We start from the raw sequence: 12,263 nt of genomic DNA on the forward strand, positions 1-12,263 counted from the left end.
CAGGTCGTATGCCACAGATTTTTATGGATGTTTCGCGGCTGCTTTCGCGTGCCGGCAATCCCGTACCCACAGGTATCGATCGGGTTGAGGTGGAATATGTCCGCTATCTGCTGCGCCACGCAGCCGAGCGGACCATTTTTACCGCGATCCACCCACTGGGACATATCGGGCTGCTGCAGCGCGATGAGGTCATTGCATTCATCGATCAGATGGAAGCGGTATGGAACGGCGAAAAAGTATCGCCCCGCACCACAAAATGGACGGCCCGGCACCTGACCTTTGTCAGGACGCTGGCATCAGGCTCCGCAGTGCAACCGGGCGGCATATACCTGCTGGTATCCCATCATCACCTGACACGTCCTGACTCCATTGCGCGCTTCCTGCGCCGTCACAGGGCCGTATTCGTACCGATGGTGCACGACCTGATTCCCATCGAATTTCCTGAATACGCACGACCTGCCGAACCAGAGCGTCATCTGCGCCGCATCACCACCGTTACGGATCTGGCCGACGGTGTCATTGTGCCATCCAAGGCAGTCGAAGCCTCCCTTGCTCCCTTCATCGCCCGGTCGGGACGGAAGATAACGGTAAAAACCATTCCGCACGGCCTGCACCTGCATGCAATGCGCGAAGAGACCGCAACCATGCCCCGCACATCGCAGGACCAGCAGCCCTACTTCGTTTCCCTTGGCACCATCGAACCCCGGAAAAACCATCTTCTGCTCCTCAACCAGTGGCGGAACATGGTTCAAGAACTGGGGGAGCACGCGCCGCAACTGATACTGGTCGGACGTCGGGGCTGGGAAAACGAAAACGTCCTCGACATGCTGGAGCGCTGTCCGGCCCTTCAGGGTCATGTTATCGAACATAATGACCTGTCAGATCCACAGGTTGTCGCCCTGATGCGCCGTTCGCAGGGACTGCTGTTCCCCTCCTTTGCGGAGGGTTTTGGCCTGCCTCTGGCTGAGGCCCTGATGCTGGGTGTTCCCTGCATATGCAGCGACCTGCCCGTTTTCAGGGAAGTTGCGGGGGATGTGGCACTTTATCTGGACCCCACCAATGGACCGGCATGGCAGACAGCCATCATGGACCATATGCCCGACCGCCATCCGAAAAGACCCGGTCCCGCAGATATTGCACCACTCGGTTTCGCCGACTGGCCCGTCCGCGCGGCCGAAGGCGTTGCTTTTGCGGACGCCATTGCGACTGAACATCACATATCAGGTTGAGGGCTGTCCGGATATTCCCTGCTTATCGGGAGCACCGATATACTGCTGGCGGATTTTCTGGATAAAACTGAAGAAATTGTAGGGAATCAGAGTCAGGAAAGTAACAAAATCTGGCAGCCGCCGGGAGGGCAGAGTATCACAGCCTGTATCCGCCGAAAAAACCGGCAATCAAGGTCTGATTGCCACTGGCATCTGCATAATCAGGAGCCATCACATCAAAAATATGTTCAGAACGCTAAAGAACTGCCAACGTCCTGCAACCCCGATATGGATTGCTGCGCTCACACATTCACAGCGCGCTGCATCTCCTGTCTTAAAGCGTATGGCCTGAACCGGAATCGTAAGTAGATTCTTTAGCCGGAGCCATTCATTTTTTGAGGGGGTTACCCTGTGCATATGGCCAGTTTAAATAGAATCTGATAAAAGGTCTGACCTTCAATTCTCAGCTTTCATATCTGTAGGCATGTAGGTGCGCCTTGCGGGTCTGATATCGGCTCTACCATAACTTTTATCTGCGGTGTCCCATTGACCATCTTCTGTCTGTTGAAAAAATTGGGTCCAATACAATCTCCTGCCCTGAAGAGAGGATGCCTTGTCGCAATCGGGGGGGGATTGTTGCTTCTGGCGGGATGCAATTCGCTGCCAGACAGCGGTCCAACAGAAGCTCAGGTTAAACATTCGCAGCGTGACCCGAAAAAAAATAACCTTGGTTATGGCATCGTTCAGATTAGCCCCGAACTGGTAGCTTTGCTACAAAGTAAGGCTCCTCCACTTTTCAGCAGTTTCGACGTCGAAACTGCTGGGAGCGCCTCTCATGCCAGTAATGATACGGTTGGCCCTGGGGATGTCCTGCAAATATCCATATATGAAGTCGGCAGTGCGATTTTCAGTCCCAGCAGCGCGACGATGGCTGCATCTACTGCAGGGGGCACCAATGCGATGCCCACTTCGTCTACCGCTTCCAGTCTGCCACCTGTCAATGTGGATGGAAGCGGCAACATCGAAATTCCTTTTGCCGGTCAGATCCATGTTACGGGAATGACCACCAATGATGTCTCTCTGGCCATCGCAGCCAAGCTCAGGCAGAAATCAATGGCGCCGCAGGTCGTGGTGCGTATTGTCTCTGATATTGCCAATTCAGTTATGGTTTACGGGGGCGTCAGGCATCCCAGCCGTATAACCCTGACACCGAATCAGGAGCGGATTCTGGATGTTATCGCTCTCGCCGGCGGAGAAGATCATACATCCCAATCGGATGAAGATTACACTGTCAGGCTGATACGCAATGAGCAGGTTGCCGAACTGCCCCTTAAAACCATAGAAAACGACCCGCAGCAGAATATTGTCATGCAGCCGGGCGACCGGGTGCAACTTGTCTTTCAGCCGCGTAGCTACACGGTTTTTGGTGCGAGCGGACAGGTTACCCAGACCCAGTTTTCAACGCCGACACTGACCATGGCCGAGGCCATCTCACGTGTGGGTGGTCCAATAGATTCCCGGGCAGACCCAAACGCGGTTTATCTGTTCCGTTTTGAAAGTGCTGATGTCTTGCGTCATCTGGGCATGCCCATTGATGAAAACGCAACTACTGGGCCAGTTATCTATCAACTCGACATGATGAATCCTAGTAATTATTTTCTGGCAGATAAATTCATGATGCGTGACCGGGATCTACTGTACGTCGCTAATTCTTCAAGTAATAAATTTTATAAATTCTTCGGATTAATCAGTACTCTTGTTTCGCCAGGCATTACAGCGGCTTGGATAGCAAAATAATGAGTAGGCGCCAGGAATATAAGGTTTTTATGAGGATGTATGTAATGCCCTGTATGGGTGATCATATCCTTGGAAAAGCTCTGCCCAATATCCTCTCCTGCGTTTTTGACCGGAATGATGCTCCATGAATATCGACATACACACTCATGATGGTGAAGATCAGTATCAGGAGGACTCCCTGCTGACCAAGATATTAAACTGGTTTCGGGGGCATATATACTTTGTTATATTCGTTCTGGGCCCAACGTTCATAACATTCCTTTATTTATCGCTCATAGCAACACCGCAGTACATATCTGAAGCGCATTTCGTAGTGCGTGGGCATTCAGCCCAGTCGGGTATATCCCTGAGCAGTATTCTGCAATCCAGTAGCGGGGGGAGCGGCTCCACGTCTGAAAATACGTATGTAGTTCAGGATTATATGCAATCACGTGATGCGGCTGAACTGCTTATCAAGCAAAATAAATTGCTGGATGTGTATTCTCGCCCTGAGGCGGATTTTCTGGCGCGGTACCCATTTTTTCTTTTTCAAAGAAACTTTGAGCATTTTTATAATTATTACAAAAGACATGTCCTGGTTGAACAGGATTCGGAAACGAATATTTCTATTCTGACGGTTCGCACTTTCCGTGCAGAGGATTCTCAAAAAATTGCCCGAGCTTTGTTGGACGCTGGCGAGAACCTTGTAAACGATATTAACCAACGTCAGAGGGAAAACCTGATTCGTGCAACTAGCGCAGAAGTGAAGACAGCCGAATCCAAGCTGCGCGATCTTAACCAGAAGCTGGCTGAATATCGTAATGTTGTCGCTTTAATTGATCCCATGCGGCAATCTGGCCCCATGGTTGGTTTTGTTACCAGTCTTCAGAATATGCTGACATCTACCCAGATGCAGTTGAATCAGCTACGCGAGGCTGCTCCCAATAGTCCCTTGATATCTGCTTACCAGCATCAGGCCGATGTCCTGTCTGAGCAGATCAAGAAATCAGGAAGTGAGATTACAGGGTCCGACACATCCCTCGTGCCCAAGATTACCGGGTATGAAGACCTTATGGTACAACGGGACATCCAGCAGCGGATTTTGCTCAGTAATGTTGCATCGCTTGAAGGAGCTAAGCAGCAGGCAAACCAGCAGATGATCTACGTTGATGAGGTCGCTCAGCCAAATGCTGCTGATTGGCCCGAATATCCTCGCAATATCGTTGTGCTTGTCATTGTCTTTTTTTCCTGTCTGGGACTTTTTGTTATGGGTCGTCTGCTTATTGCCGGTGCACAGGAACGCCACCTTCGGTAATTATGTGTAATCTATGATTCGTCCTGAATATTCGCTGAATAGGCAGGCCTTCTGCCTTTCAGTTTTTTGAGGAAAAAATCCTGACATGTTGCGTTGTATTGATATTGTTAAAGATTATCATGTAGACGGGCAGACAAGGCGAATTCTTGATCACGTCAGTTTCCAGGTTGAGCGCGGAGAAAAGCTAGGAATTCTCGGAAGGAATGGCGCGGGTAAGTCAACACTCATTAAGATTCTTGGAGGTGTTGAACTGAGTACTTCCGGTCGGGTTCAACGCAATATGTCAGTTTCCTGGCCCCTTGCATTTGGAGGTGCCTTCCAAGGAAGCTTAAGTGGACTGGATAATCTACGATTTATTTGTCGAATATATAATCTTGATTATAAAAAAACCCGTAAATACGTTGATGATTTCTCGGAACTTGGGAAACAATTAATGGATCCAGTCAAGACGTATTCTTCAGGAATGCGGGCTCGGTTGGCATTCGCTCTTTCTGTAGTTATTGAATTTGATTGCTATCTTATTGATGAAGTCATCATGGTGGGCGATGCTCGCTTTTTTGAACGCTGTCGGGACGAACTCTTTATCAAGCGTGCCGATCGTGCCCTTATTATTGTCTCACATGATATGAACTTTATTAAAGAGATATGTGATAAAAGTGCAGTCATTCACAATCGAAAAATGATAGAATGCCCAAGTGTGCAGGATGGTATCGATTTATATCATTCCTTATAAATAAAATATAAAAGTAATTCCCATAATTTTAGAATCGTGGCCGATTTGTTTAACTGTTTAGACGCTCCACGGTGGGTAATTCACAGGTTTGTAGAAGGTCAAGCCTGTGGGCAGCCTATTTTTTACTATAAAAAAGTCAGATGATACGGATTGAGTTGTTTTTTGCAGGCGTATGGCCGCGCGAGGACGATCGTCACATGCAGTGGGACCATGTATGTGATTCGTAATGGGCGGAAGATGATACGGGAGCATATGAACTGCACAAGACCTTATACAACCGGTTTATCAGCTGGAGCCGTGGCTTTCGTCCAAGCATTCTATATCCGCGCAGAGATCCGGTAGTCGCCTGTCCCAAATGGGTTTATGAGCATCGGCATCTGCTTTGAAATTTATGGGCAAAGAGTTCAAGGGATGGCGGGCTGTCGCGCTCCCAATAGCGAGAAGATAGACGCATCCTTCTTCTCCGTCATTCTCATTGCCGCCTCAATAGGTTACATCAAGACCTAACCGGTTTTGGATGCAAAGCTTGCGACTGCTGTATTGTCTATCGTTCGGACAATCTGCGTGTGGTTATGAAATTCTCTTCCCGTTTCGTGAAACACGGGCGTCATCAACCTGATACTAAAACACCAATAACATTTCCAAACAGAATGGAGATGATATAATGGGCGACCACATCATATAGCGCGTTACGTAGGGCTGGCAGGAGATAAGATGAAGAATCTTGTAATTGACTTGGATTATACGATTTGCACACCGTATGAAAATGAAGATCAGATCGAAGATCCTGCTTTAAAATATAGCCAAGCTGCCCCCATTCCAGATATTATAAAAAAAATATGTGAATATAAGAAAAACGGATTTCATATTACCATCCACACAAGCCGTAATATGCGGACATACAATGGTGATGTCTCGGCCATCATAAAGAACACTTTGCCCATTATCACGGAATGGCTCGAGAGGCATAAAGTGCCTTATGATGCAATCGTCGTTGGTAAGCCCTGGTGTGGAAATGATGGGTTTTATGTGGACGACAAGGCGATTCGTCCGTCTGAATTTCGTGATCTAAGCTACGATCAGATTACAGAACTTCTCAATAAAGAGAAAATATAATGAGCAGCGCTTACTTTATCATTCTGAGCGGGGCATATATCTGCCCGGAGCTGGTTGCAGAATTTGGAAATCTTCCACCTGCGTTTCTTCCTAATGGTGGTCGTCGTCTTTACGAAGACCAGTTGAAGCAGGCAGTCGCTCTGAATGCGCAGCCCATTATTGTGCTGCCTGATAATTATCCTCTGCCGCATTATGATATGGAGCGTATTGAAGCTGCCAATATCCATATTGAACGGGTTCCGCCGACGGCGTCCATCTTGGAAAGTCTGTCGCAAGGACTTGCTTCTGTAGAGAAGGGTAGTTCTGTATATGTTCTATTTGGCGATACGCTGATCGAAAGCGCGTCGCCTTGGCCGCAAAATGGTTTTGCCGCTGGCGGTACCCATCATCTTGCTCGGTGGAGCGAGTTTGAAGTTAAAGATGGTCAGTGCGTTTTCTACGAGTATCAGCGCGACAGCGAACGGACCACCGATATCGTTGCTGGCTTCTTCAATTTCCATAACGGCGATGCGTTCAAGGGGCTTGTCCAGTCGAACCTGGTGCACAAGCGGAGCTTCATTGAAGTTCTGAATGAATATGCCCAGGAAAATACGCTTGAGCCCATATACGACATAACGTGGCTGGATTTTGGCCATCTTTATACCTACCATCAGTCCCGTTGCCGTGAACTGCTGGCCCGGTCCTTTAACAGCATCGTGAGTGATGGCTGCTCGGTAGTCAAAACGGGAACTCCCGAACGTAAAATTTTTGCGGAAGCAGAATGGTTCAGGAATCTGCCTCCCAAGCTACGTCCCTATACGCCGCATTTCATTGATGCCGGCCTTGCGGAAACGTATAGCTATGAACTGGAATATCTATATTTTCCCCTGATATCCGAACTCTTCTGCTTTGGGCGACTTCCTGGCCATACATGGGAACTGATCTTGGGCAACTGCATGGATTTCCTTGGGAAAATGCAGTCCATCCGGCCCAAGGCTTTTGAAATCGGTGATAATTATCCTGCGATCTTCTTTAACGATATGATCCAGGGAAAGACAGGTAAGCGACTGGAAACCTTTGCACGGGACAACGACATCTCCCTGACAAAGGAATGGCGTTACAATGGCAAGGCTGCACCTTCATTGCAGGCACTTGGTGAAGAACTGATCGCGGCCATTCCGCCCACCACGCAGGAAGATATCACCATGTGGCATGGTGATTTCCACTTCGGAAATATTTTCTATAATTTCCGCTCAAACCGCGTCAACGTGGTAGACCCGCGGGGCATGTTGTCAAATGGCACCCTTACCATGTTCGGGGATGCGCGCTACGATATTTCCAAGCTTGGGCATTCCATATTCGGGTTTTATGATTTCCTGATCGCAGACAGGTTTGATCTGCAATCTTCCGATTATGACCTAGATCTGAGTTTCGGCTCAGACCCGGCGCGCGAACATCTGTTGAATCTCTATAAAAATACGCGTGTGGGGAAATATGCCTGCATGGACCGTTCGGCCATCGCGATGACAGCGTTGCTGTTCCTGAGCATGCTACCACTCCATACAACCAACAAGAAGCGCCAGAAAGCGATACTCGCCAACGCATTCAGACTGAAAGAGATGATGGAGACAAGCGCGTGATTATTTTTCCTATGGTCGGGATGAGCCGTCGTTTTCGTGAAGCCGGATATGCAAAGCCCAAGTATATGCTACCGCTTGGCAAGCATACCTGTTTTGATTATTCCGTGATGGGATTCATCAAGGCCGCTCAGGACGATACCCTTACTTTTGTCATGCGCCGGGATTTTGATACGCCAGATTTTGTTCGTCAGCGTCTGGATGCCCTTGGAGTGACCAATGCACGCCTCGTTATCCTTGACGAAATGACGGCAGGGCAGGCGGAAACCGTTGAACGTGGCATTGATGGTATCACGGATGCGGGCCCCAACGGCATGACTATTTTTAACATAGATACTTTCCGCCCTGGTTTTACGTTTCCTGCGCAGCTTCACCAGAAAGATGGTTATCTGGAAACCTTCGTAGGCGAAGGCGATAACTGGTCGTTTGTCGAACCCGATGGCAGCGATCAGAATCGCGTTATCCGCACTACTGAAAAAGAGCCGATTTCGCGCTTTTGCTGCACAGGACTTTATCAGTTTGCCCAGGTTGATGCTTTCCGTTGGGCCTTGAACGAAGAACGGAAAAATCCAAGCAAGAACGAACTGTATGTAGCTCCGATCTATAACCATCTGATCAAAGCAGGGAAAGAAATCGGATATACCGTTGTTCCTAAGGAAGACGTTATATTCTGTGGCGTGCCTGCGGAATATGAAGCTCTGATTGCAGATGGTGGCGAAAAATTAGCTAGCATCTTCGCTTCAAACTGAATGGACTACGCTTGTTAATTTAATACATGCGTTAATATTTGAGTCTGGAGATTTTTTTGTCTGCCGAATTTATTATTAAAGAGCTAGAGGGCCTTGCTGAGGATGGAGCACAGCTTTCCATCGTCATGCAGGGGCCTTTATTAAAGACGAACCTCAATGACTGTGCTCTGATCTGCCGTCATTGGCGCCAGCTATTTTCGCAGGCAGAAATTATATTTTCAGTTTCATCATGTGATTTTCTGAAATCTGGGAACCATATTTCTGGATTGTTCCCAGATGATTTTGTAACGACGGTCGCTGAATTTGATACAATTAAAAGAAATTCTCTAAAAGTTTTGTTTGATTGTGCAGATATCATTGTAAAATCTCGTGATGAAATACCACTTCCGCCAATAAAAAATGATACCAATTCTTTAAATAATATAAACCTACAGATAGAGTCTGCAAGGAAAGGTCTGGAATGCGTTTCCAGAAAATACACGCTTCGAATCAGAAGTGACTTATGCTTCACAAGTAAAAAATTTATAGAAATATATAAAAATAATCTATTTAGACCACGAGGGAAATATGGAGTTTTCTCTCAAAAAGTTCTTATATCAGAAACTTTTACGATAAACCCCATAACACTATATAAAATGCCGTTCCATTATAGTGACTGGTTCCATTTTGGGTTAAGCAAAGACATAAAAGATTTATGGGAATGTGTAAGGAAAATCTCTTTTCCAGATAGTGTTTACTATCAGAGCAATAATTTTTTAAAAAATACAAACCTACTGGAAAAGAGATTTCTTATCAGGCTGGCTTGTGAACAGTATATCCATTTTCCTTATTTCAAAAAATCATTTCCGCATTTAAAACTTGATTATCATAATGATACAAAATTCGTGAAAGAGTCTTTGTACATTATGGCAGATAATTTCATTGTAGCCAATTTAAGAGATATGAATGCTTATATAAAAAAATATCAGCATATTGTAAGGAAAATGAGCAAGCATACACGGATCGAATGTATGTCACAGGCTATTTTAGATGAAATTATAGAAGATCCACAAAGTAATATTGATAAAGTTTTTTCAAAACAAACAAAAATATCAAATGACAGAATGTTTTGGGCGCATGATCGCAGAACAGCTCTGTTTAGGCGTTTTATTAAAAAGGTTAACCGCTTTCTTGCTTGGTACAGAAGTAGTTAGAGCCAGTTTAGAAAATCTATGGATGAGCGTTTCGGCCCTCATGGCGACGAGAATCATGGCCTTTGATACGTCGGTGCGACGCTCGTAATTCCGGACTAGGCGCCGCCATCTGGTCATCCAGCTGAAGGTTTGCTCCACGACCCATCAGCGCGGCAGCACCCCAAACGCTCGGGCACTCTTGCGATGGTGGATGATCTGAAGGACGAAGTCGAAATAAATTTCCTTGTCCATGAGCTTGAGCCGATCGCAGGCGCCATCGGCGAACAGGTGCTTTATCTAGGGCCAGATCATCTGGGCACCTGCACTATCCGAGATACCGGCAGAAGCAAGATTGATCATCAACAGGCGTCCGTCCATATCGACGGCAATGTGGCGCTTGCGGCCGACGACCTTCTTACCGGCGTCGTAACCTCCTGTTTGGGCGTGAGACACCTTGATGCTCTGGAACAGGAAGCGTTGGGCCTGTTCGCGAAACCAGCCGTGAACAGTCCACCCGTGCCCGAAATGGATCGGCAGCATCCGCCAGCCACTGCCTGAACGCACCAGATGGCGCACCGCGTTGATCACCTCGCGGAACTCAATTTAACGCGGCCTTCCTCGCCGTCCGGGGGAGGGGCATCAAAGGTGCGATCCGCTCCCATTCCTCATCCGTTATGTCAGACGGATAGCGTTTCGTCTTGCGGGTGATCCTAGAGGGTGTTATGCACTTTGGGCGAGCAGTTGAGCGGCATTTCTGAGCATGAAGCCAGCGAAGGCGATGGTGTGCATTGCGGCGAGGGTTGAGGCGCAGCGCTCGTAGTCTTTTACGAGCCTTCTGCACCGTGTCGCCCATGCGAACGATCTCTCCACGATCCATCGTCGGGGCAGCAGCACAAAACCCCGCTTTGCCTGAGGCAGCCTGACGATTTCGAGGGTGATATCCTGCTCTCTGGCAGCTTTCGCCGGTTTTGATCCGGTATAGCCCTGATCAGCCCATGCCAGTTCAACGCTACCGTCTGTTGCCTGCTGAATGGCTTGCGCGAGCGGAGCGACTTCTGCCCGATCATCTCTGTCTGCCGGGGTGACGTGCAGGGCCAGAAGATGCCCTAGGGTGTCGACCGCCATGTGCAGCTTCGATCCCTTTTTTCTTTTCGCGCCATCATACCCGGCGCGTGAACCACTCTCAGGGGTTGAGCGCAGTGTCCGGCTGTCGATAATCGCCGTTGTCGGCTCGGCCTGCTTTCCTGCAGCCAGACGCAGCACGGCCCGGAGATCGTGGACGACAACCTCGAAACATCCTGCGTCCATCCAGCGCCGGGATTGCTGATAAACCGCAGTCCACGGTGGCAGATCGTTCGGCATCGCGCGCCATGCTATACCGTAACGGATCACATACCGCAGGCCGTTGAACAACTCTCTCAGATCATGATGTCGCTGCTCTGCATCCTCTTTCATCAGAAGGAGATAGGGAACAATCAGAGACCACTCTTCGTCACTGATATCAGACGGATACGGTTTGCGAGCAGTATTCATCCACATATTCTGCAACAATTACACAAAAAAGTACATAACACCCTCTAGCCATCCGGCCCCTCTGTTCTGGCGCCCACAGCCAGAGCTTGAATCATATCTTGCCGATTGTCCAAACAGGCTCTGAGTGTCTGATCGAAAATGAGTTGAGTGATTTCAGCCGGTTATGTTTCATGGGTTTGCGAGAACCTGATGAGATCAAGATGGTTTGGACTGAAATCACCCGCGCGCAGTATCAAAGGGACGACTTGGAATATGCAAGCGACCTTCGCGATGCGGAGTGGGCGCTGGTTGCGCCGCTGATGCCCGAGAAGAAACGACTGGGCAGACTACGATGTACGGATTTGCGCCGGGTCGTGGAGGCGATCCTCCATATCGTCACGACCGTACAGGGCTATTTCTACCGTTGGATCCGCGAGGGACGATGGGAAACCATGAACCATATGCTCGTGATCTTGTCGCGTGGGCAGGATGGGCGAGACGCCACGCTTTCGGTGGGCATTATCGACAGCCAGTCGGTTAAAACTGCTGAAAATGGCGGCCCACGCGGTTATGACGCGGGCAAGAAGATCAGGGGCCGCAAGCGGCATATCGCGATCGACACGCCGGGTCATGTCGTGGCTGCTGTCGTACATCCTGCCGACGTTCAGGATCGTGATGGCGCGCCGCTGGTAGCGGTCAGGATACGCTCATTGTTTCCCTAGCTCCGCCATCTGATCGGTGACGGGGAATATGCTGGCGAGAAGTTGCGTGGTGCGTTGGCTGAACTCGGCCGATGGACGATCGAAATCGTCAAACGTAGCGATTGGGCCGAAGGCTTCGTCGTCCTGCCCAAACGCTGAATCGTGGAGCGCAGCTTTGCATGGCTCGGACGCTGCCGCCGCCTCACGAAGGATGTCGAGGCAATAATCTCGTCATCCCATGCGTGGTTGATGATTGCCCATATTCGCAGAGTTCTGCGGAAAATCAATCACACTGCTTTCTGTTTCAGGCTCTTAGCAGCCTGTCGGGTTGGGGTACCCTGTGAAGGGGTGAGGTTGTAAGGTGG

9 protein-coding genes and 2 pseudogenes are annotated in these 12,263 nt (G+C 48.9%); 9 read left to right on the plus strand and 2 right to left on the minus strand.

The window, feature by feature from the left end:
• Window positions 1-8 precede the first annotated feature (8 nt).
• The 8 genes from KSAC_RS10585 to KSAC_RS10620 all read left to right on the plus strand — a co-directional run bounded on the left by KSAC_RS10585 (window position 9) and on the right by KSAC_RS10620 (window position 9,706).
• A complete protein-coding gene (locus tag KSAC_RS10585; protein ID WP_243705198.1) occupies window positions 9-1,229 on the plus strand; it encodes a glycosyltransferase family 4 protein in 1,221 nt (406 codons plus the stop codon).
• A gap of 612 nt (window positions 1,230-1,841) precedes the next feature.
• On the plus strand, window positions 1,842-3,005 hold the full coding sequence (locus tag KSAC_RS10590; protein ID WP_243705199.1) for a polysaccharide biosynthesis/export family protein: 1,164 nt from the start codon (window positions 1,842-1,844) through the stop codon (window positions 3,003-3,005).
• A 124-nt stretch (window positions 3,006-3,129) separates the two neighbouring features.
• The gene (locus KSAC_RS10595) at window positions 3,130-4,299 is read left to right on the plus strand and encodes a capsule biosynthesis protein (RefSeq protein ID WP_110548336.1); all 1,170 of its coding nucleotides are present in this window, start codon (window positions 3,130-3,132) and stop codon (window positions 4,297-4,299) included.
• An 85-nt stretch (window positions 4,300-4,384) separates the two neighbouring features.
• Window positions 4,385-5,032: an ABC transporter ATP-binding protein gene (locus KSAC_RS10600; protein WP_110548335.1), complete on the plus strand. Its 648-nt coding sequence runs from the start codon at window positions 4,385-4,387 to the stop codon at window positions 5,030-5,032.
• Window positions 5,033-5,746: 714 nt separating this feature from the next.
• On the plus strand, window positions 5,747-6,148 hold the full coding sequence (locus tag KSAC_RS10605; protein ID WP_132305355.1) for an HAD-IIIC family phosphatase: 402 nt from the start codon (window positions 5,747-5,749) through the stop codon (window positions 6,146-6,148).
• Window positions 6,148-7,767 (plus strand): phosphotransferase, encoded by a 1,620-nt coding sequence (locus tag KSAC_RS10610; protein WP_132305357.1) that lies wholly within the window; start codon window positions 6,148-6,150, stop codon window positions 7,765-7,767. The genes KSAC_RS10605 and KSAC_RS10610 overlap by 1 nt, the downstream gene beginning before the upstream one ends.
• The gene (locus KSAC_RS10615) at window positions 7,764-8,513 is read left to right on the plus strand and encodes a glycosyltransferase family protein (RefSeq protein WP_102325126.1); all 750 of its coding nucleotides are present in this window, start codon (window positions 7,764-7,766) and stop codon (window positions 8,511-8,513) included. Before KSAC_RS10610 ends, KSAC_RS10615 begins: the two co-directional genes overlap by 4 nt.
• 56 nt (window positions 8,514-8,569) lie before the next feature.
• Window positions 8,570-9,706 carry a WavE lipopolysaccharide synthesis family protein gene (locus KSAC_RS10620; RefSeq protein WP_132305359.1) on the plus strand — a complete coding sequence of 379 codons (1,137 nt, stop codon included), beginning with the start codon at window positions 8,570-8,572 and terminating at the stop codon, window positions 9,704-9,706.
• Between the two features lie 33 nt (window positions 9,707-9,739).
• Here KSAC_RS10620 and KSAC_RS10625 read toward each other — a convergent pair.
• Window positions 9,740-10,409, minus strand: a pseudogene (locus tag KSAC_RS10625) (transposase); the annotation flags it as partial.
• A complete protein-coding gene (locus KSAC_RS10630) occupies window positions 10,406-11,218 on the minus strand; it encodes an IS5 family transposase (protein ID WP_132303502.1) in 813 nt (270 codons plus the stop codon). The gene KSAC_RS10630 and the pseudogene KSAC_RS10625, both read right to left, overlap by 4 nt.
• A 200-nt stretch (window positions 11,219-11,418) precedes the next feature.
• Here KSAC_RS10630 and KSAC_RS10635 point away from each other — a divergent pair.
• Window positions 11,419-12,258: pseudogene (locus KSAC_RS10635) on the plus strand (IS5 family transposase).
• Window positions 12,259-12,263: the final 5 nt, after the last annotated feature.

The organism is Komagataeibacter saccharivorans, assembly GCF_004348195.1.
Taxonomy (GTDB): domain Bacteria; phylum Pseudomonadota; class Alphaproteobacteria; order Acetobacterales; family Acetobacteraceae; genus Komagataeibacter; species Komagataeibacter saccharivorans.